Annotated in this window: 22 protein-coding genes; 16 read left to right on the top strand and 6 right to left on the bottom strand. The window is 64.8% G+C overall.

What is annotated here, in order from left to right:
• Positions 1-48 precede the first annotated feature (48 nt).
• Together putP and QWJ37_RS13090 are read right to left on the bottom strand one after the other, a co-directional pair.
• Complete coding sequence (putP, locus tag QWJ37_RS13095) at positions 49-1,560, bottom strand: sodium/proline symporter PutP (RefSeq protein WP_227904075.1); 1,512 nt, start codon at positions 1,558-1,560, stop codon at positions 49-51.
• 63 nt (positions 1,561-1,623) lie between these two features.
• Complete coding sequence (locus QWJ37_RS13090) at positions 1,624-2,352, bottom strand: DUF72 domain-containing protein (protein ID WP_227929634.1); 729 nt, start codon at positions 2,350-2,352, stop codon at positions 1,624-1,626.
• Positions 2,353-2,491: 139 nt separating this feature from the next.
• Here QWJ37_RS13090 and QWJ37_RS13085 point away from each other — a divergent pair, with 139 nt between their 5' ends.
• The 5 genes from QWJ37_RS13085 (at position 2,492) to QWJ37_RS13065 (ending at position 5,719) form a co-directional block, all read left to right on the top strand.
• Complete coding sequence (locus QWJ37_RS13085) at positions 2,492-2,992, top strand: SRPBCC domain-containing protein (protein WP_290245503.1); 501 nt, start codon at positions 2,492-2,494, stop codon at positions 2,990-2,992.
• Positions 2,993-3,125: 133 nt separating this feature from the next.
• Positions 3,126-4,115: an LLM class flavin-dependent oxidoreductase gene (locus QWJ37_RS13080; protein WP_290245502.1), complete on the top strand. Its 990-nt coding sequence runs from the start codon at positions 3,126-3,128 to the stop codon at positions 4,113-4,115.
• A gap of 36 nt (positions 4,116-4,151) precedes the next feature.
• Positions 4,152-4,634: an acyl-CoA thioesterase gene (locus QWJ37_RS13075; RefSeq protein WP_290245501.1), complete on the top strand. Its 483-nt coding sequence runs from the start codon at positions 4,152-4,154 to the stop codon at positions 4,632-4,634.
• 145 nt (positions 4,635-4,779) lie between these two features.
• On the top strand, positions 4,780-5,322 hold the full coding sequence (locus tag QWJ37_RS13070) for a YetF domain-containing protein (RefSeq protein WP_227904084.1): 543 nt from the start codon (positions 4,780-4,782) through the stop codon (positions 5,320-5,322).
• A gap of 193 nt (positions 5,323-5,515) precedes the next feature.
• Positions 5,516-5,719 carry a cold-shock protein gene (locus QWJ37_RS13065; RefSeq protein WP_146362594.1) on the top strand — a complete coding sequence of 68 codons (204 nt, stop codon included), beginning with the start codon at positions 5,516-5,518 and terminating at the stop codon, positions 5,717-5,719.
• Positions 5,720-5,881: 162 nt separating this feature from the next.
• Here the strand turns inward: QWJ37_RS13065 and glsA are convergent, their stop codons facing one another.
• Positions 5,882-7,696 (bottom strand): glutaminase A, encoded by a 1,815-nt coding sequence (gene glsA / locus QWJ37_RS13060; RefSeq protein ID WP_290245499.1) that lies wholly within the window; start codon positions 7,694-7,696, stop codon positions 5,882-5,884.
• Positions 7,697-7,903: 207 nt separating this feature from the next.
• Between glsA and QWJ37_RS13055 the strand changes: the two genes are divergently transcribed.
• Entirely contained in the window at positions 7,904-8,107 is a 204-nt protein-coding gene (locus QWJ37_RS13055; RefSeq protein ID WP_227904088.1) for a cold-shock protein, read from the top strand.
• Between the two features lie 98 nt (positions 8,108-8,205).
• On the opposite strand, the gene QWJ37_RS13050 is transcribed toward QWJ37_RS13055, so the two are convergent.
• Positions 8,206-8,949 carry a GntR family transcriptional regulator gene (locus QWJ37_RS13050; RefSeq protein ID WP_290245497.1) on the bottom strand — a complete coding sequence of 248 codons (744 nt, stop codon included), beginning with the start codon at positions 8,947-8,949 and terminating at the stop codon, positions 8,206-8,208.
• Between the two features lie 182 nt (positions 8,950-9,131).
• Here QWJ37_RS13050 and QWJ37_RS13045 point away from each other — a divergent pair, with 182 nt between their 5' ends.
• From QWJ37_RS13045 to QWJ37_RS13020, 6 genes are all read left to right on the top strand, one after another.
• Positions 9,132-10,559, top strand: a complete 1,428-nt coding sequence (locus QWJ37_RS13045; RefSeq protein ID WP_290245496.1) for an APC family permease — start codon at positions 9,132-9,134, stop codon at positions 10,557-10,559.
• A 4-nt stretch (positions 10,560-10,563) separates the two neighbouring features.
• Positions 10,564-11,505 carry an acetamidase/formamidase family protein gene (locus tag QWJ37_RS13040; protein ID WP_227904093.1) on the top strand — a complete coding sequence of 314 codons (942 nt, stop codon included), beginning with the start codon at positions 10,564-10,566 and terminating at the stop codon, positions 11,503-11,505.
• A gap of 251 nt (positions 11,506-11,756) precedes the next feature.
• Positions 11,757-13,076, top strand: coding sequence for a serine/threonine protein kinase (locus QWJ37_RS13035; RefSeq protein ID WP_290245495.1), 1,320 nt, complete (start codon positions 11,757-11,759; stop codon positions 13,074-13,076).
• A 28-nt stretch (positions 13,077-13,104) separates the two neighbouring features.
• Positions 13,105-13,512 (top strand): YchJ family protein, encoded by a 408-nt coding sequence (locus QWJ37_RS13030; RefSeq protein WP_290245494.1) that lies wholly within the window; start codon positions 13,105-13,107, stop codon positions 13,510-13,512.
• A 151-nt stretch (positions 13,513-13,663) separates the two neighbouring features.
• Positions 13,664-14,719 (top strand): zinc-dependent alcohol dehydrogenase family protein, encoded by a 1,056-nt coding sequence (locus tag QWJ37_RS13025; RefSeq protein ID WP_290245493.1) that lies wholly within the window; start codon positions 13,664-13,666, stop codon positions 14,717-14,719.
• A 145-nt stretch (positions 14,720-14,864) separates the two neighbouring features.
• On the top strand, positions 14,865-15,902 hold the full coding sequence (locus QWJ37_RS13020) for a zinc-binding dehydrogenase (RefSeq protein WP_227904101.1): 1,038 nt from the start codon (positions 14,865-14,867) through the stop codon (positions 15,900-15,902).
• Between the two features lie 80 nt (positions 15,903-15,982).
• Here QWJ37_RS13020 and QWJ37_RS13015 read toward each other — a convergent pair whose 3' ends face one another.
• Together QWJ37_RS13015 and QWJ37_RS13010 are read right to left on the bottom strand one after the other, a co-directional pair.
• Positions 15,983-16,633, bottom strand: a complete 651-nt coding sequence (locus tag QWJ37_RS13015; protein ID WP_227929654.1) for an NADPH-dependent F420 reductase — start codon at positions 16,631-16,633, stop codon at positions 15,983-15,985.
• Positions 16,634-16,687: 54 nt separating this feature from the next.
• Positions 16,688-17,713, bottom strand: coding sequence for a LacI family DNA-binding transcriptional regulator (locus QWJ37_RS13010; protein WP_290245492.1), 1,026 nt, complete (start codon positions 17,711-17,713; stop codon positions 16,688-16,690).
• 171 nt (positions 17,714-17,884) lie between these two features.
• On the opposite strand from QWJ37_RS13010, the gene QWJ37_RS13005 reads away from it, so the two are divergent.
• From QWJ37_RS13005 to QWJ37_RS12990, 4 genes are read left to right on the top strand one after another with little or no spacing between them, the layout of a single operon-like run.
• A complete protein-coding gene (locus QWJ37_RS13005) occupies positions 17,885-19,219 on the top strand; it encodes an ABC transporter substrate-binding protein (protein ID WP_290245491.1) in 1,335 nt (444 codons plus the stop codon).
• Positions 19,219-20,169 carry a sugar ABC transporter permease gene (locus QWJ37_RS13000; protein ID WP_227904107.1) on the top strand — a complete coding sequence of 317 codons (951 nt, stop codon included), beginning with the start codon at positions 19,219-19,221 and terminating at the stop codon, positions 20,167-20,169. Before QWJ37_RS13005 ends, QWJ37_RS13000 begins: the two co-directional genes overlap by 1 nt.
• On the top strand, positions 20,166-21,011 hold the full coding sequence (locus QWJ37_RS12995) for a carbohydrate ABC transporter permease (RefSeq protein WP_227904109.1): 846 nt from the start codon (positions 20,166-20,168) through the stop codon (positions 21,009-21,011). Before QWJ37_RS13000 ends, QWJ37_RS12995 begins: the two co-directional genes overlap by 4 nt.
• Before the next feature lie 43 nt (positions 21,012-21,054).
• Complete coding sequence (locus QWJ37_RS12990) at positions 21,055-22,692, top strand: glycoside hydrolase family 13 protein (protein ID WP_290245490.1); 1,638 nt, start codon at positions 21,055-21,057, stop codon at positions 22,690-22,692.
• Positions 22,693-22,815 lie beyond the last annotated feature (123 nt).

Raw genomic sequence — 22,815 nt, 5'->3', positions numbered from 1 at the left:
CGGCGGCGCCGTCCCGGAAGGGGACAACGCCGCCGACTGCCGTGGGACCTAGCTGGCGGGTACGGTCTCGGAGACGGCTGCTGCCGGCTCCTTCGCCAGCCGCACGGCGTCGTCGAACTCCGCCTCAACCTCCGGAGAGGGTTTGTGCGTGAACAGGCTGACCACCACGGCCAGGATCACGTTGATGAAGAAACCGGGCACAATCTCGTACAGCGTTCCGGACAGGGCGTCGATGCTGCCCCAGATGTAGGCGGTCAGCGCGCCGGCGATCATGCCGGTCAGCGCGCCGGCAATGCTCAGGCGGCGCCAGAACAGGGCCAGCAGGATGGTGGGGCCAAAGGCTGCCCCGAAACCGGCCCAGGCGAAACCGACGAGGTCCAGGATGGTGGAGTTGCGGCCCAGGGCGATGAGGATGGAAATCACCGACACCACCAGCACGCCGAGGCGGCCCAGCATCACCAGGGACTTCGATGAAGCGTCCCGCTTCAGCACAATCTTGTACAGGTCCTCCACCAGGGCCGAGGACGTCACGATGAGCTGGGAGGAAATGGTGCTCATGATCGCGGCCAGCACTGCTGCCAGGACGAAACCGGCCACCAGCGGATGGAAGAAGATCTGCGCGAGGCTCAGGAACACGGCTTCGGGATCGTCCAGGGTCAGTGCGTTCTGCTGGAAGTAGGCCACGCCCACCAGGGCCGTGAACATGGCACCGACGACGCTGAAGAGCATCCAGCCGACGCCGATGCGCCGTCCTGCCTTGGCATCGGCAGGGGAGCGCAGTGCCATGAACCGGACAATGATGTGTGGCTGGCCGAAGTAGCCCAGGCCCCAGGCCAGCGCCGAAATAATGCCGAGCGCTGTGCCGCCGGCGATCGGGTCGAGCATGTCCGGGTTCACCTCGCGGATGGAGTCGACCATGCCACCGAAACCGCCCACCTGTGCCAGTCCCACCGCCGGAACGAGGATCAGCGCCGCAACCATCATGAGTCCCTGCACCACGTCGGTGTAGCTGGCGGCGAGGAATCCGCCGAAGAGCGTGTAGGCGATGGTCACGACGGCCACGATCAGCATTCCGGTGACGTACGTGGAGCCGAAGGAGCTTTCAAAGAAGACACCGCCGGCCACCATGCCGGAGGAAACATAGAACGTGAAGAAGACCAGGATGATGATGCCGGAGACTACACGCAGCGTCCGGGAACGGTCCCGGAGCCGGTTTTCCAGGAAGCTGGGAACCGTAATCGAGTTGTTGGCGACCAGGGTGTAGGCACGCAGCCGCGGAGCGACGAACTTCCAGTTCAGCCAGGCGCCGACGGTGAGCCCGACGGCGATCCAGCCTTCCACGAGGCCGGAAACGTAGATGGCGCCGGGCAGCCCCATCAGGAGCCAGCCGGACATATCCGAGGCACCGGCGCTCAGGGCGGCGACGCCCGGTTTCAGGTCCCGGCCGGCCAGCATGTAGTCGTCGAGGCTGTTGGTCTTCCGGTAGGCCCACCAACCGATAGCCAGCATCGCGAGCATGTAGACCGCCATGGCGATCACCTTGTACGTCTGGTCTGTCATTATCTTGGATTGCCGTTCATTAGGGGGTGGATCAGGGGTTACGGCATCCAAGTATGTCAGACGTCACATGGACATCAGTTCCCGCAGGCGCCACGCGTTCCGCACGGCATGGCCCTCGCCGTCGTTGTTGAAGTACGCATACACGTCTTTTCCCGACTGGTCCCATTCGCGGATCCGTGCCGCCCACCACGCCAGGTCCTGTTCCGAATAGGATCCCGCGTACAGGTGCTCCGGGTCCGGGCCGTGCAGCCGGACGTACACAAAATCCGCTGTCGCGCGCAGGGTGCAGGGAAGGTGGGCGCCGCTCATCACCGTGTACGCAGCGTTGTGCCGCTCCAGCAGGCTGAAGACGTCCTCGGAATCCCAGCTGTCGTGTCGGAATTCCACCGCCACCCGGATGCTTCCGGGCAGCTGGGAGAGCACGTAGTCCAAACGTTCGTCGTTGCGCTCCATGTCGGGGGAAAGCTGGAACAGCAGCACACCGGCGCGGTTTCCCAGCACCTGGAAACAGCGGTCGATGCGTCCAATCCACTCATCCGGATCCCGCAGCTTGCGGGCGTGGGTCAACCCGCGCGGGGCTTTCACGGAAAAAACGTAGCCCTCCGGCAACCGGTCCCGATAGGCAGCGAACGCTTCTTCCCTGGGCCAGCGGTAGAAGCTGCCGTTCAATTCCACGGTGTCGAATTCCTCCGCGTACTTTTCCAGCCATATGCGTGCCGGTACGCCTTTGGGGTACAGCACATTGCGCCAGTGGTTGTAGGCCCAGCCCGATGTTCCGATATGGATGCTCACGTCATCCAACCTAGCTGCCGGATCCGGACCCCGGCGGGATTGTGCCCGTCCGGCAGGGGTTCCACACTGGAAGGAGATCCAGCCGCGCTGTCCGTACCCCCGCGCTAACCACCCGCCCCCGTGCCGCTAGGAGCGTCCCATGGATGACGAGCTTCCCGATGACGGGGTGGACTTCCTGCACATGGTGCGGGATCTGCCTTCCGCTCCTGCTGCCATCTACTCTGCGTGGCTGGACCTCTCCCGGATTACGTCGTGGTGGGGAGCCGAAGGTTTTGTGGTTCCGCCGGACCGAATCGTAGCCAATGCCCACGAAGGCGGGAACTACCAGGCCTGTATGGTTCATACCGCCACGGGCGACGAGATGTGGTGGGCCGGCGAATACCGGGTACTGGAACCGCCGCACCGCTTGGAGGTGACAATGCAGTGGAGGCAAGCGGACGGCACCCCCGCAGGCCCGGTGCGGCTGATCAGCATGGCGCTGCAGCCCCTGCCGGACCTGGATGGTGAAGCGCTCACCCGCATGACGTTCCGGGCAGGCCCGTTCATCGGGGACAGGGAGCTGCGGGCTCATGAAACCGGGTGGGGTGAGTCCTTTAGCCGGCTGGCCGGCTACCTTGCACGCCACGGCGGCCGCTCCTAATGCTGTCCCGGGCGCGGCAAAGACGCTAGCCCAACATACGACCGGATGAAATAAGCCGGCGGCCGCCGCGGTTGTATCTGGCGTGCCCGGACAAAACTGCCGGCATGCAGGCAACTGAAAGGCAAGCACCCCCATGACTGTCCCGCTCTCCATTCTCGATCTCGCCATCATCGATGAGGGCGAGAGCGCGAGGGATTCCTTCGCTTCCTCGCTGGCGCTGGCCCGGAAGGCGGAAAAGGTCGGTTACACCCGCATCTGGTACGCCGAACACCACAACATGCCCACCATCGCTTCCTCTGCCACCAGTGTGCTGATTGGCTACATTGCAGCGCACACCGAGAGCATCCGGCTGGGCGCCGGCGGCGTGATGCTGCCCAACCATGCGCCTTTGACCATTGCCGAGCAGTTCGGCACCCTGGAAACGCTGTTCCCCGGCCGCATCGACCTGGGGTTGGGGCGTGCACCCGGTAGTGACCAGAAGACCATGCGCGCACTGCGCCGTGACCCCATGTCGGCAGACAGCTTCCCGCAGGACGTCCAGGAGCTGCAGGGTTACCTGACCGGCAACACCCTGATTCCCGGGATCAGCGCGACGCCGGGCGCCGGCACCAACGTGCCGCTGTACATCCTTGGCTCCTCACTCTTCGGCGCCAAGCTGGCCGCAGCCCTGGGCCTGCCGTACTCCTTTGCCTCGCATTTTGCCCCGCAGGCCCTGCAGGACGCCGTCAGCATTTACCGGCGGGACTTCAAGCCCTCGGCGCAGCTGGCAGAGCCGTACGTTATTGCCGGCGTTAACGTCATTGCCGCAGATACCACCGAAGAAGCCCAAGAGCTGTTCGCCGATTCAATGCGCCGCCGCGTGACCCAGCTCTTCGGCCGCGACCGCACCTTCACGGACGAGGAAGCCGACGCGATCCTGCAGTCCCCGGGCGGACAGCAGGTCAAGCAGATGGGCCGCTACTCCGCCGTGGGCAATCCCGGGGAGGTCCGGGACTACCTGGACTGGTTCACCGGGCATGCGCAGGCGGATGAGCTGATTGTCGCCACGCAGACGGCCACCTTGGAGACCCGCCTGCGCTCCTTCGAACTGCTCGCAGAGGCAGCGCTGCCCGTCGGCGCCTAGGCCTTCCCTGCACCGGGCCTGTGCTAGATATGAAGGATGAGCACTAACCCCGGGGTTGCACCCTCCGCCCTCCATTGTCCGGTTCCCATGCGCTGGGGCGACATGGATGCCTACGGGCATATCAACAACGTGGAAATAGTGCGCATGCTGGAAGAGGCACGCGTGCATGCGTTCGGTCCTCCCGGCGGCACGGGAGGACCGGGCATCGCGCCCGCCGTGCCGCTGTTCACCGATGTTCCCCCGGGCACGCAGTCCCTGGTGGTGGAACACCGCATCCGTTACGTCGCCGAACTGACCTATCGGAACATTCCGGCCGACGTCGATGTCTGGATCAGTGCGCTCAAGGGCGCCAGCCTGACCCTCGCCTATGTCATCTCCGATCCGGTCACCGGCAAACCCTGCGTGCGCGCGGAGACCACCCTGGCCTTCGTAGACGGCACCACGGGCGGGTTGCAGCGCCTGACACCGGAGCAGAAGGAGATGGCAGCGGCCTACATGGGCGATCCGGTCTTCGCCTGAGGCCCCCAAGGGTCCGGTCTGTTCTGAGGCTCGCCTGGTCCGCAGGTCTGCTCCGGGCAGGCCGGGGCTTCTGCCGGGTCCGGGCCCCGCGCTAGCATCGGGGGACACCCGCACTCGAAGATTTCCTTATAGAAGGAGCTACGCCGTGTGGCATAACCTCGGCATCACCCCGTTGGAAGCACTTTGGGTAGTCCTGGGGGCCGTGGGCATCTACGCGGCCTTCTATCTTTTGGTCCGGGCCTTCGGACTGCGCGCACTGGCCACGTGGTCAACCTTGGACAAAGCCGTGGTGATTGCCCTCGGTTCGCTGCTGGGCCGCGTGGTCCTCGGCTATACCCCCACCCTCAGCGCCGGCATCATCGGCTTGGCCACACTGTTCGCGATGCTGCGCCTGGAGCGCTGGTGCCGGGAGAAGGACATCCGGTTCTTCTCCAGCCGGCCGATACTCCTGATGGCCGGCAGCGAGATACTTCCTGAGGGCCTGCGCCGCGCGCGGGTGGTGGAGGATGAGCTGTACTTCAAGCTGCGGCAGGCGGGAATCTGCAATCTTTCTGAAGTGGCGGCTGCCGTTCTGGAAACCACGGGTGATGTGACCGTCCTGCGGAGGGGGCAGCGGATAGATCCCCTGCTGGTGCGCCGGGTGCCGAACCGGGAGCGGATTCCTGCGGATCTGATGCTTCCGGATTAGACAGGCAGAGGGGCAGTTTGGTCTTATGGCCAACCTCGTGTAGGCTGAAACGCAGTTGTTGTGTTGCGCATTTTGTATTTCAAGCGGCGAAACCCACACGGGCTAGCCGCTTTTCTGTAAAAGCGGTAAAGGAACACCGCGACTGAAACCTCCCGAAAGTCGGGAAGTGTTTCAATCCAGAAGGAATATTAAAATGGCTACAGGTACCGTGAAATGGTTCAACTCCGAAAAGGGCTTCGGCTTCATTGAGCCCGACGACGGCAGCGCCGACGTCTTCGCTCACTACTCCGCTATCAACTCCAACGGCTACAAGTCGCTGGACGAGAACCAGAAGGTTAGCTTCGACACCGAGCAGGGCCCCAAGGGCCCGCAGGCCTCGAACATCCAGGCCCTCTAATTTCTTAGAGACTTTGTAACGGCTTCAGCGCCGTAACAGTAAAAAGCAGGACGGGTTCGCCCGTCCTGCTTTTGCGTTAACCGGCGCACCCGCCGAGACCCGGTTGTAGCCGGATCCCCGGGGTTGCGTCCTTCCCCTCGCTGCGAAGGGAAGGACACAAACCTAGTCGTGAATCCGCACGGCAGCCTCGCGCAGGTACTGTTCCACGCGGGTGTAGGCATCCTGGGTCAGGGCCTTCCAAAGATTCATGCTGAGGATCGGATCCTTGACCGCCAGTTCATCAATGGAATCGGCGGTCAGGACCATAACCTTCAGCGGCCCGGATGCCTTGACCGTGGTTTCCTGCCGCTTGTCCTCGCCCATGGCCATTTCACCAAACGTCATGCCGGGCCCCAGCGTGGCAAGCTTCACCCTGCTGCCGTCCGGCCCGGGCATGGAGGTGGTGATGTGCCCCGAGACGATGAAGAACACGCCTCCGAAACGCTGGCCCACGCGCCGGACAACGTCGCCGTCGTCGTAGGTGCGCTCCTCCATCATGTCCTGCAGCAGCCCGGCTTCCTCCGGCCGCAGGGGACTCAGGGCAGGCGAATCCGCCGGATTGATGCTGGCCGGCAGCACCAGCTCGGAGCCATGCCCCTCCAAAAGCCTGTTCTCGCACCATTCAACGGCGGCGGAACGGGTGGTGAAGGAGGCGGTGTCCCGGCCAAGCTCCTGCAGCGCATCGGTAACCGATCCCTCCACGTCCACCAGGGCCAGTTCACGGCCGTCACGGCGGAGCATGTCCTCCGCCTCGGCAATCAGCCGGATGGCGACGTCGGAGACTTCATCAACACTGCGCAGATCGGCGACGACAATTTCCACCTCGTCCGGCAGGTCGCTGAGGGCGCGGACCATGGACTCCGCCCCGGCGAAAAGGAGATCGCCGTTGAGCTCGATAACCTGCACCCGGTGCCCGTGTCCGGCAAGGATTTCGGCCGCCTCATCAGTGCGGCGGATGCCGGAGGGAGTGGCCGTAATGTCGTAAATAGCCCGGATGGCCGAACGGCCGGTCCGGGCGGCCCGGACAAAATGGAGGCCCAGATCAGAGGACAGCCGCTGGCTGACGGCAACGCCGCGCACGCTGTTGCCGTGCTCGTCCAGGGGAGGGGAGTAGACGGCCAGGCCCACCTGCCCGGGCAGGACAGCCAGGATGCCTCCGGCCACACCTGATTTGGCGGGCATGCCCACGTTGCTGATCCAGGAGCCCGCGTCGTCGTACATGCCGCAGGTGGTCATGACCGAGAGGACGCGTTCAACGGAGAAAAGGTCCAGCACTTCATCCCCGGAGAGGGGATGCCTGCCGCCATTGGCGAGCGTCGCTGCCATCAGGGCCAGGTCCCGGGCATTGACCAGCACGGAGCACTGCCGGAAATAGTCCTCGATGATGGGTTTGGGATCGGATTCAATAATGCCGAAGGAGCGCAGCAGGTACGCCAGCGCAGTGTTGCGGTGCCCGGATTTCAGTTCGGAAGCGTAGATCCGCTCGCTGACGTCCAGGCTCCGGCCGGCGAAGGCGGAATAGGTATCCAGGATCCGTTTGAACCGGGACCTGCCGCCGGACCCTTTGACCAGGGACGTTGCGGTAAGGGCGCCGGCATTGATCATGGCATTGGCGGGCCGGCCGGTACCTTCAGCCAGGGAAATCTCGTTGAACGAGTCGCCGGAAGGTTCCACGTCCACTTTTTCGTCCACCGCGTCCATGCCCAGATCAGACAGGGCCAGCCCGTAGGTGAACGGTTTGGAAATGGATTGGATGCTGAACTCTTCGCGGGTGTCGCCCACCTCATAGACGTACCCGTCGGCGGTAGCCAGCGCTATGCCGAAGTGGTCGGGGTCAACGTTGGCCATGGCCGGAATGGCGCTGTACGGTTGGCCGTCTTTCATGCCCGCTATCTCGGCGTGGATCCGGCGCAGGTAGTTCTCAATCGGGGAGTCCATACTTCCACCCTATGGGGTCACGGAGGGGTGACTCTCCCGGGGGTGCGTTATATACTTTGAGCAGTTGCGGTGTTGTGCAATGTGTATGTTCAAGCGGCGGAACCCAGATCCAGGGCGAGCCGCTTTTTCTGTACTTGTCCAAAAAGGCAGCGCGACGTGAAACTCCCCGAAGGTCGGGGCAGGTTTCGTTAAGAAGGATGATTAAAAATGGCAACAGGTACCGTGAAATGGTTCAACGCTGAAAAGGGCTTCGGCTTCATCGAGCCCGACGACGGCAGTGCCGATGTTTTCGCTCACTACTCCGCTATCAACGCCAGTGGCTACCGGTCGCTCGAAGAAAACCAGAAGGTTAGCTTCGATACCGAGCAGGGTCCGAAGGGCCCGCAGGCGGTTAACATCCAGGTCGTCTAACCAGACTTTCAGGTCCGTTTCACGGGCCGGCTTGAATCAGGAGCAGGACGGGATTTCCCGTCCTGCTTTTGCGTTCCCTGCGGCGCGGCAGGGTGCGGCTACACCCATCGGTCCAGGGCGCTTTCCAGGAGCTCCAGGTCAATCCGGGCGTGCTCGCGACCGATCCTTTCGGCGTCGGCGGCACGCTGTTCGATAATTGCCGCAACCAGGAGTTCATGGTCTGCCAGTGACCTTTTCTCCATGTCCCGCATGCCGGCGGCATCTCCCCAAACATGTGACGGCGCCGCGATGCTGACCCGGCCTTCCACTTCGGCAAGCACAGCCTGCAGGGTGGCGTTGTGCGCGGCGGCGCTGATTGCCAGGTGCAACTGGCCGTCGGCCTGCTGGGATTCCAGGCCGGAGGCTGCCGCGCGGAATGCTTCAAGTCGCCGGGCCAAAACGTCTATGTCCGCTGCCGTCCGGTTCACCGCCGCTGCCCGGCAGACGGTTCCCTGCAGCAGTGACACTGCCTCGCAGGTATCCCGCAGAGCCTCCCACCGGCTGGAAAGGATTCTGCGGACGGCCGGGCCCGAGGAGGCCGGAGGCTGCTCCTGACAGACAAACGAGCCGCCGTTCCGGCCCCGCTGGGTGCGCAGCAGGCCCTGGTCCACGAGCCGCGCAATGGCGGCCCGCACTGTCATCCGGCCCACCTGCAGTGAGGCGGCGAGGTCGCGTTCGGCAGGGAGCCTGGAACCGGGCAGGTACTCGCCAATCGCAATGGCTGTCACCAGGCGGTCCACTATCTCATCCACCCGGGACGAACTCTCAAGCGGGGTGTCCAAGCCGCCAACGGTGCCGGTCATTGCTGTCCTCCTGGTCAGCCTGACTCCTGGCGGAGAGGCGTCGATGCGTAACAAACATACTAATCGGCTTATTGGTCTTGTTTCGATACCTTTCCTCGGTAATGATGATTTTCGCCGGCCCCGGCGGCATCTCCATCGCCGGGTTTCCATGTCGGCTCCTCCGAGCCCGAAAGCACAATGCCATGAACCGTTCCCCCCGCTCCCCGGAGCGCGATTCCCAGCAGGAGCTGGAATCCCTGGGTTACAAGCAGGAACTCCGCCGGTCAGTTTCCACGGCCGATCTCCTTATTTACGGCCTGATTTTTATGCTGCCCATCGCGCCGTGGGCCATTTTCGGCACGGTGTACAACGCTTCCGGCGGCATGGTGCCGCTTGTGTACCTCATCGGGCTCATTGCCATGATCTTCACGGCTCTCGCGTATGCGCAGATGGCCAAGCACATTCCGTTGGCCGGGTCGGTGTTCTCCTACGTGGGCCGCGGAATCCATCCGAACGTGGGGTTCTTCGCCGGATGGGCCATTCTGCTGGACTACCTCCTGGTGCCGACCCTGCTCTACGTTTTCGCGGCTGAGTCCATGGTGGGCATTTTCCCGGAGACGCCCCGCTGGATCTGGGCCGTCGTGTTCGTTGTCATCAATACCGTGGTCAACCTCGCCGGCATCAGTTCCATCAAGCTGATGAACCGGGTTTTCCTGGCCATCGAACTGCTGTTCATCGTCATCTTCGTGGTCATTGCAGTTACGGCCCTCAACGGCGGCACGGTTCCCGGAGCAGAACTCACCTGGGCTCCGCTGTGGGATCCGGAAACAGTCTCCGGACCGCTCATTGCCTCGGCCCTGTCCATCGCAGTGCTCAGCTTCCTGGGCTTCGACGGCATCTCCACCATGGCCGAAGAATCCACCGGCGGCCGGAACAGCGCCGGCAAGGCCATGATCACCGCGCTGATTATCGTGGCGTCCTGCTTTATCCTGCAGACCTGGCTGGCCAGCGCACTGGCCGGCGGACGTGAGTCCTTCGGGGATGACGAGGTAGGCAACGCGTTCTTCACCATTGTCGAGGCCGCCTCCAGCAGTGGCTGGGCTACCGCCTTCCTCGCAGTGAACGTGGTGGCCGTCGGCATCGCAAATGCCATGGCCGCTCAGGCAGCCACCTCGCGCCTGCTCTATTCAATGAGCCGGGACCGGCAGCTGCCGGCAATGCTGAGCCGCATCAATTCCCGCCAGGTGCCCAAAAACGCCATCCTGCTTGTCTCGGGAATCTCCGCCGTCCTGGTCCTGTTCTTCGTGGGCCAGATCGACCTGATTTCCTCGCTGGTGAACTTCGGCGCACTGTTCGGCTTTATGCTCCTGCACCTGTCGGTGATCGTACTGTTCATCGTCCGGAAGAAGTCCCGGAACTTCCTGCTGCACCTGGCCGTGCCCGTAATCGGGTTCCTCATCATCGGTTACGTTTTGTTCAACGCGAACACGGAAGCGAAGGTGGGCGGACTGGTCTGGCTGCTCATCGGCGCGGGCGTGTTCATTTACTACCGTGCCACGGGGCGGAAGACGGATCTCTCCGGCGACGGGGACGCCGTATCAGTAGCCGCACCGGGCCAGGGAAAGGCATAAACACATGGATCACTTTCTGGACAAAACCCACGGCAGGTTCGGTTTTGCCGCCACTGAAAGCCCTGCGCTGAAAATCGCGCCCGGGACAGGCGAAACAATCGGCTTTGAAACCAGCGACGAGGTGTACGCCCAGCTCCACGAGTTCCGCGACATGGACAAGCTCACTGTCGGGATCAACCCGGTCACCGGGCCCGTCTACGTTGAGGGTGCCATGCCGGGCGATGCCCTGGCGGTCACCATCCACGAGATCCGGCTCAAGGACCGCGGCTGGTCCGTCAGCCTTCCAGGGTCCGGTGCCCTGCAGCATGTGATGGGCGAGGAGATGTTCACCCGGCGCATCCCGATTGACGACGACGGCGTGCACGTCACCGAGCGTCACACCTTTGCCCCGCGTCCCATGATCGGCTGCATCGGCACCGCCCCGGCGGAGGGCAGTAACTCAACCATCATGCCGTCCACTCCGCAGGGCGGAAACATGGACCTGGTCCAGTGCCGGCCCGGCTCAACCGTCTATCTGCCGGTGATGGTAGAGGGTGCCTACCTCTCCATCGGTGATATCCACGCCATCATGGCCGAGGGGGAGTCCTCCTTCGTGGCCATCGAGGCGGAAGGCATCGCCGTCGTCAGCGTGGACCTGGTCAAAGACATGACCCTGCGTGCCCCCCGGGTCGAGACTGAGGATGAATGGATCTTCGTGGGATTGGGGGATCCGGTACAGGAGAGCATTACCCGGGGGTATGAGGACATGTTCAGCTTCCTTGTGTCTGACCATGGGTGGGACCGGGGGGATGCCTACGCGGTCATGAGCGCTGTGGCGGATTCCCAGCTAGGCGGCCCGACGGGGTCGGCAGAGCCGGATCCGCTGCATCCCTTCACCGCCGTGGGCGCGGTCACCATCCACCGCCTGCCCAAGGCGGTCCTGACGCAAACCGGCAGCCCGGCCTAACAGCTGAAGTCACCGGATGCAGGGCCCGCCGCCGTACCTTGGCGGCGGGCTCTGTGCGTGTTGCCCCACGTTTCCCGACGGCGGGCTCACAACGGCAGGAACCGCGCCGTGCCGGGTTTTGCGGCGGGCCAGTTTAGCGCAGTTTCGGGGCATCCACGAGGGGTAAATCCAAGCGAAAAAAAAGTCGTTACGGGCCATCTACGCCACGAATCTGCTCCGCTACGCTGGAGAGGGCGAGAGAAGGTTGCAGCATGGAAATCAGCGCAACGGGTGGCCTGGACAGGCTCATTGCAGGCCGATACCGTCTCATCGAACCCATCGGGCATGGTGGGATGGCCACCGTCTACCGGGGCCGGGACGACGCACTCGGGCGAAGCATCGCGGTCAAGCTGTTCCGGGCCAGCGCTGTTGCTCCGGACGACGTCGGGCGGCAGGAAAACGAAATGCGGCTCCTGGCCTCACTCTCGCATCCGGGGCTGGTGACTCTCTTCGACGCGGGCAAGGACGACGGAGTGCGGGCTGACGCTGAAGCCGGCGAGCCGCGGACCTACCTCGTGATGGAGCTGGTGGACGGAACGGATCTGCGGAAGCGGCTGCGCGACGGCGGGGTCCGGCAGGCCGACGTCGGCTTCATCGGGGCCGAGCTGGCGGGTGCGCTGGCATATATCCATCAACGCGGGGTGGTGCACCGGGACGTAAAACCGGCGAACATCCTGCTGCCCCCGGCCATTGAGGGCACGGCGCCGCGGGCTAAGCTGACCGATTTCGGCATTGCCCGGATCCTCGACGGAGCCCGGATCACCGCTGCAGGTGCCACGCTTGGCACCGCGAACTACCTCAGCCCGGAGCAGGCGTCCGGGATGGGCGCCGGCGCGCCCAGCGACGTGTACTCCCTGGGGCTGGTCCTGCTCGAATGCCTCACCGGAAAAGTGGAATTCGGCGGCAGCGCCATCGAATCCGCGGTCGCCAGGCTCAGCCGGGACCCGGACCTGCCCTCCTTTCTCGACCGCCACTGGCGCGACCTGCTCGCCGCCATGACCAGCCGTGATCCGGACGGGCGTCCGACGGCGGCGGAGGTCTCGGCGGCACTGCTCGAATCGCGCCGTGATAGGGGAGCGGTCCGTGCAGCCGGGACGTCGGGCCCCCCGCCCATCTCGGCGGAAATGTGGAACGGGCCGGTGACCGCCCCCGGTGTGGAACCGCCGGCTGCAGCACCGATTCATCCCTCGGCCCCGCTTCCCTCGGGTCCGCTGTCTGCGCAGCCGGAGCTGCCCGGCACCTCGATGGAATCGGCTGCCCTGCCCCTGACCTCCGCGCCCAAGGTCCCTCCGCGGGTGGGGGCTGCCACCGGTTCGGCCCCACGCGCCGCTACCTCTCCGCGGGTACAGGTGGTCGCTGATCCCAGGCCCGCCTCAGGCAAACGTGCGCTGCTCGCCCTGCTGGTGGTGACCGTGCTGACAGCCGCGGTTGTCCTGGTCCTCGGCCGGATGGGGGCACTGCCCGAAGGCGGGGCTCTTCCCGGCAATATCGGGCACAACCTGGAACGCCTGCAGGAGAGTTTCGGCCCGTAGCCGCTGCAGAACGCGGGATACTGGTGAGATGAGTTCTGCCACCCCCACACCGGCCCTTCCCGTGTCCTCACGCTGTCCCTGCCTCAGCGGCGAAACCTATGGCGAGTGCTGCGGCCGCTTCCATGCCGGGCGGGCATCCGCCCCCACCGCCGAGGCCCTGATGCGCTCACGCTACAGTGCATTCGCTACCGGGAACGTGACCTACCTGCTGGCCACCTGGCATCCGGACCACCGCCCCGCGGACCTGGAACTGGACCCGGACCTCGAATGGCGCAGGCTGGACATCCTGGCGACAACCGGTGGAGGTCCGCTGGATTCGACCGGGACGGTGGAATTCCGGGCCCACTACCGGCAGGACGGTATTCGCGGCACGCAGCAGGAGCTGAGCAGCTTTGTCCGCGAGCACGGCAAATGGCTGTATGTGGACGGACGATAGCCCCCGCCTTCTTCTCACGTCCCGGGCCAGGACCTAGGCTGGAAAGCATCCGACGGCTGCCTGCAACCACGGCAGGCATGTTCCGGGAAGCTCCCGAAAAGCAGGCACATCAATGGCCCTGCTTGTGGTCGGATGACCAGGCGAGGACATTATGAAAGCACTCGTTTACGAAGGTCCCGGACAGAAGTCCTGGAAGGATGTTCCGGATCCGCAGATCCGGGACACACGCGACGCGATCGTCAAGATTGATTCCACCACCATCTGCGGCACCGATCTGCACATCCTCAAGGGCGACGTACCGGCCGTAACACCGGGGCGGATCCTCGGCCATGAGGGAGTCGGCACCGTCACCGAAACCGGCAGCGGCGTCACGAACTTCAAGGTGGGGGACAAGGTCATTCTCTCCTGCGTCTCCGCAGACGGATCCTGCTCGTTCTGCCGCGACGGCCTGTACTCGCACTGTCTCGGCGAGGAAGGCAGTGTTGGCATTGGCTGGATTTTCGGCCACCTGATTGACGGCACCCAGGCCGAATACGTGCGGGCCCCGTACGCGGATACCTCGCTCTACCACCTGCCGGACAACGTATCCCAGGAACACGGGGTGCTGCTCAGCGATATTTTTCCCACCGGCTTTGAGATGGGTGTCCAGTACGGGCGGACCAAGCCCGGTGACGTAGTAGCGGTGATCGGCGCCGGACCCGTGGGGCTGGCAGTCATTGCCACGGCAAAGCTGTACGGGGCTGCGAAGGTCATTGCCGTGGACCTGGACGCGAACCGGGTGGAGCAGGCCCGCAAGTTCGGGGCTACCCACGGGGTGAATTCCGGCGACGCGGACTGGCGCGATCAGATTATGGCCCAGACGGACGGCTGGGGCGTGGACGTAGCGGTGGAAGCGGTAGGCATCCCCACGACCTTCGACATGTGCACCAGGATTGTCCGGCCCGGCGGAAATGTGGCCAACGTGGGAGTGCACGGCAAACCGGTGAGCCTGGAACTGGACCGGCTGTGGATCGAGAACATCGATATCAGCATGGGCCTGGTGAATACCAATACCCTGCCCATGCTGCTGAAGCTGGTGGCCGAGGGGAAGCTCCCGGCCGAGGAATTCATCAGTCACCGGTATCCGCTGCATGACATTATGCAGGCCTACGACACTTTCTCCCGGGCAGCAGAAACAGACGCCCTGAAGGTCATCCTGCAGGCGTAACCCTGCAGGCATAACCCTGCGGACAGGGGCAGGCGGGCAGCACCCGGTGCTGCCCGCCTGCTTTTTTGCGCATTCCTGACGCGGGCAGATAATGGGAGCCGCGGCCGCATTTGCCCCCGCAGTTTCCGCTCAAAAGAGGTTTTCGATGTCTAACGGCACTACCGACACTTCTTCCGGCACCATGATCGCCGGACGTCTCAATGTTGAAACAGGCACTTTCGCCATGAAGGAAGTCCCGATTCCCGAACCCGGACCGGGTTTTGTCCGGGTCCGGGTCGGAGCTGCCGGCGTCTGCCTCTCCGATGTCCACCTGATCCAGGGGCTGCTGCGCCCGCAGTTCCTCAAAGGCAGCGAAGTCACCCTCGGCCACGAAGTAGCCGGAACCGTGGATCTTCCCGGCGCGGGCGTCACCTCCGTGGCACCCGGTGACCGCGTGGTGGTCCAGGCCGGCTACGAGCACAACGGGGTCACGCTCACCATGGGGGTGGACTACGACGGCGGCTGGGCGGAGTACCTTGTTGTTCCCGCCGGTGTGCTGGTTCCGCTGGGTGAGGACATTCCCTTTGACCAGGCCTCGATCATTCCCGACGCCGTCTCCACCCCGTGGGGTGCCATTGCTTCCACTGCGGATGTCCGTGCCGGTGAAGCCGTGGGTGTCTGGGGCATCGGCGGACTGGGTGCCCACGGCGTCCAGCTGCTGCGCCTGATCGGCGCCGCTCCCATCATTGCGGTGGACCCGATTCCCGAGGCCCGTGAGCGGGCGCTGGAGTTCGGTGCCGATATTGCACTGGACCCGATGGCGGAGGATTTCTCCGCCGCCATGAAGGCAGCCACCGGCGGCCGGGGCCTGGACGTTGCCCTGGACTTTGCCGGTGTCGACGCCGTGCGCAGCCAGGCGATTAACTGCCTGGGCCTGCGCGGCCGGCTGGTGCTGGTGGGTCTGAGCGGAAAGCCGATGACCATCAATGACAGCACCGGGTTCTCCTACGCCCGCAAGCAGATCCGCGGGCACTACGGTTCCGAAGCCCACCACGTGCCGCAGCTGGTGTCCCTGACCCGGCTGGGCCGGCTGGACTTCGCCAAATCCGTCAGCGCCCGCATCCCGCTGGCCGACGCGGAGGCGGCAGTAAAGGCCCTGGACGCCAAGGAAGGCAACCCCATCCGGCTGGTGCTGATCCCGTAGCGCTGTCCCGCGCACACCGCACGGCAAAGAAGCCTCCCGCCAATAGGCGGGAGGCTTCTTTGCCAAGGCTTCAGTGCCGGTCAGGCCATGTCCGCGTAGCGGCGGGCTTCGGCAAGTGCCTGCTCCATACCCTTGGCATCCAGTGCGCTGACGTAGGCGGGAGTATCCCGCTGCCACCGCCAGCCCTCGGCGAGCGGTCCGGCATCCACCACGTCGAAGCCGAACTCATTGATCAGCGAGCCCACCAGCTCCTTGGCCGCGGCATCGTCACCGGCAATGGGCAGGGCCCGGCGGTTGGGCGTGCCCGCCGGCGACCCCTGACTGGTGAGGTGGTCGGACATGATGTTGTTGAACGCCTTCACCACGTGCGAGTCCGGCAGGTGCGCCTGCAGCAGTTCGCTGGTGGTAGTGGACTCATCATCCAGTTCGGGAATGCTGCCGTCCCGCTGCGGGTAGTAGTTCATGGTGTCAATAACGGTTTTGCCGCGCAGTTCCTCCACCGGAACATCCGCATAGTTCTTCAGCGGAATGGTCACCACCACCACATCTCCGGCGGTCGCGGCCTCGGCAGGGGTGGCCGCCCGGGCATGGTCACCGAGCTCCATGATGAGCGGCTGCAGCGTTTCGGGTCCCCGCGAATTGCTGAGGACGACGTCGTAGCCCTGCTTGATCGCCAGTCGCGCCAGCTGCGATCCAATGTTGCCGCTGCCGATAAGTCCGATGGTCCTGATCTGCGGTGTGCTCTCATGTGTGCTCATGCTTGCTACAACCAGCAAGCATGCTGATTATTCCGCGCCGGGGGCAGCAGTTGTTCCGCGGACAATCAGGCGGGTGGGCAGCACCGTCACCGGTTGTTCCACCGAACCGGTTTCCATGGCCTCCAGGGCCATCTGCCCGCCAATCCGGCCCTGCTCGCGCACCGGTTGGGCAACGGTGGAGAGATCCATCAGGTCCGCCATGCTGTGATTGTCAAAGCCCATCACCGAGATGTCCCTGCCCGCGACGAGGTTGGAGCGGCGCAGCGTGCGCAGGGCGCCGATGGCCACCTCGTCCGACTCGGTGAAAACCGCGGTGGGGATGTCGGCGGAACTGAGCAGGGCGGCCATGGCCTCGCTGCCGCCTTCCATGCCCCACGGTGCCGAGACCACGTACTCCGGCGGCACGGGCAGCTTCCGTTCCTCCATGGCCTGCCGGAATCCGGCAAACCTGCTGGTGGACGCCGAGCCAAAGGATCCGGTGGCGTTGGTGGAACGGATCACCGCGATGCGCCGGTGCCCCAGATTGGTCAGGTGCCGGACGGCGCCCGCAGCGCCGGCGCCGTCGTCAATCCCGACAAACGGGGCCCCGGGGATCCGGCTGCTGACGGCCACCACCGGGACCCCGTGGCCGGAAAGTGCGGAGCTTTCCTCCGCCGTCAGCGACACGGCAATCACCACCAGGGCGTCCACCCGGCGGCGGAACGGCAGGCTCTGGAAAAACGCCGCCCTTTCGGCGGCACTCTCGGCGCGGTACAGCAGCACGTCCAGGCCGCTCCCGCGCAGGGCATCTTCCAGCCCGGCCAGGGCCGTGGAATGGAACCACTGGTCAATGTGCGGCAGCAGCACGCCGACGGCGCCGGAGCGCCCCGTCACCAGGCCGGAGGCGGCGGGGGAGACGGCATAGTGCAGTTCGCGCGCCACGGCGCGGATCCGTTCGGCCTGGGCCGGGGACACCCCGGGGCGGCCGTTGAGTGCCCGGGAAACGGTGGAGAGGGCAACCTGAGCGCGGGCGGCAACGTCGGCCATGGTGGCGGGGCGGCGGGGAACTGTCACACCGGTAAGCCTAGCGAACTCGCAAGCGTTTGCGTTATTTCCTCCCTTTATTCCTCGGTTGCGGGCATGCTACGTTGACGGGCAAGCTCCGATCGGCGTGGATAGGGCATAATCCGCGTGTTGACCCGGGGTTGTTCAACGCAAACACTTGCGCAACGAATGGGGAAACGAGTGAAGCATCCACTTGCACACCAACTGCGGACCACCGCAGTGCTGGGTACTGCCGGCCTGCTGCTGGCCACCGCTGCCTGCGGTTCACCCGGTGAGGAAGACCCGGCTGCCGGGCAGAGCGCCGAGGAACCTACCTCTCCCGTGACCCTCACCTGGCAGGCGGCTCCCTTTGGAAACCGCGCCGATGATGCTCGGGTCTGGCTGGTGGAGGAGTTCGAAGCAGAGCACCCGAACATCGACATTGAGGTCATTAGCGCGCCCACCAACGTGGATACCAACCGGGCCAGCCTGGCTACCCAGATCATGGGAGGTGCCTCCACTCCGGACATCTACAACGGCGATGTCGCGTGGGCGGCCCAGCTGGCGGATAACGGGCTGGCGCTGCCGGTGGACCGGTACCTCTCCGAGGACTACTTCGACGGCTTCGATCCCGCGGTAGTGGAGGGAGCCACCTTCGAAGACCAGGTGTTTGGAATTCCGCTGACCCTGGACCAGTCCTTCCTGTATTACCGCAAGGACCTGCTGGAGAAACACGGGCTGCCGGTGCCCGGCACCTGGCAGGAGGTGGCCGAGCAGGCCCGGACGCTGCAGGACGCAGGCGAGGTTGCCGAAGGCATCACCTGGCAGGGCGCCTCCTACGAGGGACTGACCGCCGTGACCAACGAGTTCGTGGCCTCGGCCGGCGGGTCCCTGGTCAACGAGGACCTCTCCGAAGGGCTGATTGATTCCCCCGAAGCCACCGAAGCCGTGGAGTTTATGCGCGGCCTTGTGGCGGACGGGACGAGCCCCCGCGGTGTGCCCACCTACCAGGAACCGCAGTCGCTGCAGACCTTCACCAACGGTGACGCCGCCTTTATGCGCAACTGGGCCTACGCCTACGCCACCGCGGAGAATGAGGAAACCTCAGGCATCGCCGGGAAGGTGGGCGTCACCTCCATGCCCGCGTTCGGTGACGGGGATACCAACGCCGCGTCCGTGGGCGGCTGGAACGTGTACGTAAATCCGCATACCGAACAGCTCGGTGCCTCGCTGACCTTCCTGAAATGGCTCACCAGCGCCGAAACCCAGACGGACCTGGCCAAGCGTTCATCCACTATCCCTACACTGGACGCTGTCCGGGAGGCCGCTGACGTGCAGGCACTGTCCCCGGTGATTGTGGCCAGCGCCGGCAATGACCTGGTGGCGCGTCCCACGGCGTCGCCCTATTACCCGCAGATTTCCCAGTCCATCTACGGACAGGTCAACGGCATCCTTGCCGGAACCACGGATACCGGCGCCGGCCTCGAAGCCGCGCGCAACGGAATCCGGTCCGCCCTGGAAGGCAGGAGCCTCTGATGGCCGTTACCACGCCCCTGAAACCCTCCACCCCGCAGCCACCGGCACCCAAGCGGCGGCGCCGCGGGCTGAGCAGCTCTGCTGCCCGCACCGGCTGGATCTACCTGACCCCCACCCTGGTGGTCGTAGGGCTGATCACCCTGTTTCCCATCGCCTTCTCGGTGGTGATGAGCTTCTCCAAGGTGGAGCTGGGCTATTCCGGGTTTGAGCTGACCGGCTTCTCCGCGGATAACTACATTGCCCTGTTCTCCAGCCCGCGGTGGGCGCACGCCGCACTCTTTACGGTGTTCTACACCGTGGTCACCGTGGTCATCGAACTGGTGCTGGGCACCCTCGTGGCCCTGGTGCTGGAACGGCTGGCCAACTGGCGCGGCTGGATGATGGCGCTGCTGCTGATCCCGTGGGCCATGATTACCGTGATCTCCGCCCAGCTCTGGTCCTACATGTACAACGCCTCCTACGGTGCCATCTCCTGGTTCCTGGGCCTCTTCGGTGCCGACCCGGTGATCCTGGGCGAACCGGCGTCGGCCATCACCGCCATGATGGTGGCAGACATCTGGAAGACCACACCGTTTGTCGCCATCATTGTGCTGGCCGGGCTCGTGGTCATTCCCAATGACCTCTACGAGGCAGCCGAACTGGACGGGGCCAACGCCTGGCAGACGTTCTGGCGGGTAACCCTTCCGCAGCTCACCGGCACGCTCGCCATCGCCGTCCTGTTCCGTGTCCTGCAGGCCTTCGGCGTTTTTGACCTGCCGTTTGTGCTCACCGGCGGCGGGCCGGGAACCTCCACGGAATCCCTGGCCCTGCTGGGGTGGAAGGTGATGTTCCAAAGCCTGAACCTCGGTGCCGGCGCCGCCATTGCCGTCACCACCGGAGCACTGGTGCTGTTTGCCTGCCTGCTCTCGCTCAAAGCCTTCCGCTCCCAGGTCAGTGAGGAAAAGCCATGAGGAACCGCACCCGCAAAGGATGGCGCAAGTACGTCAACACCATCAACATCAGCGCCGTGGTGATCGCCCTGCTCACGGCCCTGCCCATCTACTGGCTCTTCGCCAGCTCCTTCAAGCCCACCGGGGAACTGGGGGCCCTGCCGCCGAGCATCCTGCCGCAGAACCCCACCCTGGACCATTACCGCGAAGCCTTCGGGCAGTACTCCTTCTCCACCTACATGCTCAACAGTGTCCTGATCGCCAGTGTCACCACCGCCGTCGTCCTGGCCCTGGCGCTGTTCTCCGGCTACGCCCTGGCCCGGATGCCGGTGCGCGGCAAGGCGCCCCTGCTGGTGGGGCTGCTGGTGATCTCGGTGTTCCCGACCATCGCGGTACTGACCCCGCTGTATCTGCTGGAGCGCAGCCTGGGCATGCTGAACAGCTACCACGGCCTGATCCTGCCCTACATCGCCTTCAACCTGCCGTTTGCGGTGTGGATCATGCGCAACTACCTCAAGGACCTGCCCTTCGAGCTGGAGGAATCCGCGCGGATGGACGGGGCCTCCAGCACCCGGACGGTGCTCTCGATCATCCTGCCGGCCGCCCGTCCGGGCCTGTTCACGGCCGGCATCTTCACCTTCACGGCCAGCTTTACCGAATTCCTCATGGCCATGACGTTCAACTCGGAAGACAGCTTCCGTACGGTCCCGGTGGGCATTGCCCTCTTCGGTTCGGAATTCGACATACCGTACGGCACCATTTTCGCCGCCTCCGTGATAGCCATCCTGCCCATCGCCATCCTGGTGCTGGTGTTCCGCAAATCTGTGGTCTCAGGCATGACGGCCGGCGCGGTAAAGGGATAAGGCGCAGTACAGGGGTAAGCGCAGTACAGGATAGGAGCAGTACATGGACAACAGCAGGACTCAGTGGTGGCGGGACGCCGTGATTTACGAGGTGTACGTGCGCAGCTTTGCGGACAGCAATGGCGACGGCATTGGGGACCTTCCGGGCATCACCGCCCGCCTGGACTACCTCGCCTCGCTGGGGGTGGACGCCCTGTGGCTGACCCCGTTCTTCCCGTCGCCGCAGGCCGACGGCGGCTACGACGTCAGCAACTACCGGGACGTTGACCCCATGTACGGGACGCTCACGCAGTTCCGGGAACTGCTCGAGGCCGCCCACGCACGCAGCATCCGGATGATCGTGGACATTGTGCCCAACCACTGCTCGGACCGGCATCCGGACTTCCAGGCTGCGCTGGCTGCCGGGCCGGGGTCACCGGAACGGGAGAAGTTCATCTTCCGTGACGGGCTGGGTGAAAACGGTGAGCTCCCGCCGTCGGACTGGCAGTCCAAGTTCGGCGGCCCGGCCTGGGAACGCGTGCCGGACGGCCAGTGGTACATGCACATCTTCTCCAAGGAGCAGCCGGACTTTAACTGGCGGCACCCCGAGGTGCGGGCCGACTTTGAACGTACGCTGCGTTTCTGGTCCGATCTGGGCGTGGACGGGTTCCGCATTGACGTGGCCCACGGCCTGATGAAGGATCTCGAACTGCCGCTGCGCAACACCTACGGAGCCGACATTGCGCCGCTGCTCTCGCCCCCGGAAGGGGACAACCACCCCTTCTGGGACCGGGAGGACGTGCACGAGGTCTACCGGCAGTGGCGCAGGGTCCTGGACGAGTATGACCCGCCGCGGCTGGCAGTGGCCGAAGCGGGGGTCAGCCTGGACCGCCTGCCGCTGTACGTGCGGCAGGATGAGCTGGACCAGGCCTTCAACTTCTTCTATCTGCGCAGCCCGTGGGAGGCAGGCGAACTCCGCCGGGTCATCGACGCCGCGCTCGCCGGGGTTGCCTCCGTGGGCGCCGCCACCTCCTGGGTGCTCTCCAACCATGACGTGGTCCGGCACCGCACCCGGTACGGGCTGCCCGCCGGGACGGACCTGCTCCGCTGGCTGGCGGACGACGGCGCGGATCCGGTTCCGGACGACGCCGTCGGGGAACGCCGGGCACGGGCGTCCCTCCTGCTGACCTATGCGCTGCCCGGCGCTGCATACCTGTATCAGGGCGAGGAACTGGGCCTGCCCGAAGTGACCGATCTGCCGGCTGCTGCCCTGCAGGACCCGATCTTCGAGCGGACCGGCGGCCTGGAAAAAGGCAGGGACGGCTGCCGCGTTCCCCTGCCCTGGGACGGTGACGCGCCGGGCTACGGGTTCAGCACAGGAAAACCGTGGCTGCCGCAGCCTGAGTACTGGGGGAAATATGCCGCCTCGGCGCAGGAGGGCGACGCCGGGTCCTTCCTGGCGCTCTACCGGCAGGCCGGTGCGGTGCGGCGCGGGTTCCTGGCCACCGATCCGGGATCCGAGATCCATTGGCTGGATGCGGGGCCCGAGGTTTTGGCGTTTCGGCGCGGGGAGCTGATCTGTGTACTGAACCTCGGGTCCGAACCCGTCCAGCTGCCGGACGGGACACTGATCCTGGCCAGCGAACCCGGGATTCAGGGCCGGTTGGAAACCGACCAATCGGCATGGATCCGCTGTCCGTAAAACCCGGCCGGCTGCCCGGCGCCGTCCTCGAATCCGGCGACGGCGTCACGGGCACACCCGGGGAAGGCGTAACACGGGTTCACCGTAACGTTGCGGAAACCTGCCCGCCCTAGGCTCGGGCGC

The organism is Arthrobacter sp. YD2 (assembly GCF_030410475.1).
Classification (GTDB): Bacteria; Actinomycetota; Actinomycetes; order Actinomycetales; family Micrococcaceae; genus Arthrobacter_B; species Arthrobacter_B zhangbolii.
This window is presented reverse-complemented; position numbering and strand designations above follow the sequence as displayed.

What these genes read in the sequence shown, in the direction of transcription:
- putP (WP_227904075.1), bottom strand. Translation starts at nt 1,560, where the DNA reads ATGACAGACCAGACGTACAAGGTGATCGCCATGGCGGTCTACATGCTC.
- QWJ37_RS13085 (WP_290245503.1), top strand. Translation starts at nt 2,492, where the DNA reads ATGGATGACGAGCTTCCCGATGACGGGGTGGACTTCCTGCACATGGTG.
- QWJ37_RS13080 (WP_290245502.1), top strand. Translation starts at nt 3,126, where the DNA reads ATGACTGTCCCGCTCTCCATTCTCGATCTCGCCATCATCGATGAGGGC.
- QWJ37_RS13075 (WP_290245501.1), top strand. Translation starts at nt 4,152, where the DNA reads ATGAGCACTAACCCCGGGGTTGCACCCTCCGCCCTCCATTGTCCGGTT.
- QWJ37_RS13065 (WP_146362594.1), top strand. Translation starts at nt 5,516, where the DNA reads ATGGCTACAGGTACCGTGAAATGGTTCAACTCCGAAAAGGGCTTCGGC.
- glsA (WP_290245499.1), bottom strand. Translation starts at nt 7,696, where the DNA reads ATGGACTCCCCGATTGAGAACTACCTGCGCCGGATCCACGCCGAGATA.
- QWJ37_RS13055 (WP_227904088.1), top strand. Translation starts at nt 7,904, where the DNA reads ATGGCAACAGGTACCGTGAAATGGTTCAACGCTGAAAAGGGCTTCGGC.
- QWJ37_RS13050 (WP_290245497.1), bottom strand. Translation starts at nt 8,949, where the DNA reads ATGACCGGCACCGTTGGCGGCTTGGACACCCCGCTTGAGAGTTCGTCC.
- QWJ37_RS13045 (WP_290245496.1), top strand. Translation starts at nt 9,132, where the DNA reads ATGAACCGTTCCCCCCGCTCCCCGGAGCGCGATTCCCAGCAGGAGCTG.
- QWJ37_RS13040 (WP_227904093.1), top strand. Translation starts at nt 10,564, where the DNA reads ATGGATCACTTTCTGGACAAAACCCACGGCAGGTTCGGTTTTGCCGCC.
- QWJ37_RS13035 (WP_290245495.1), top strand. Translation starts at nt 11,757, where the DNA reads ATGGAAATCAGCGCAACGGGTGGCCTGGACAGGCTCATTGCAGGCCGA.
- QWJ37_RS13030 (WP_290245494.1), top strand. Translation starts at nt 13,105, where the DNA reads ATGAGTTCTGCCACCCCCACACCGGCCCTTCCCGTGTCCTCACGCTGT.
- QWJ37_RS13025 (WP_290245493.1), top strand. Translation starts at nt 13,664, where the DNA reads ATGAAAGCACTCGTTTACGAAGGTCCCGGACAGAAGTCCTGGAAGGAT.
- QWJ37_RS13020 (WP_227904101.1), top strand. Translation starts at nt 14,865, where the DNA reads ATGTCTAACGGCACTACCGACACTTCTTCCGGCACCATGATCGCCGGA.
- QWJ37_RS13000 (WP_227904107.1), top strand. Translation starts at nt 19,219, where the DNA reads ATGGCCGTTACCACGCCCCTGAAACCCTCCACCCCGCAGCCACCGGCA.
- QWJ37_RS12995 (WP_227904109.1), top strand. Translation starts at nt 20,166, where the DNA reads ATGAGGAACCGCACCCGCAAAGGATGGCGCAAGTACGTCAACACCATC.
- QWJ37_RS12990 (WP_290245490.1), top strand. Translation starts at nt 21,055, where the DNA reads ATGGACAACAGCAGGACTCAGTGGTGGCGGGACGCCGTGATTTACGAG.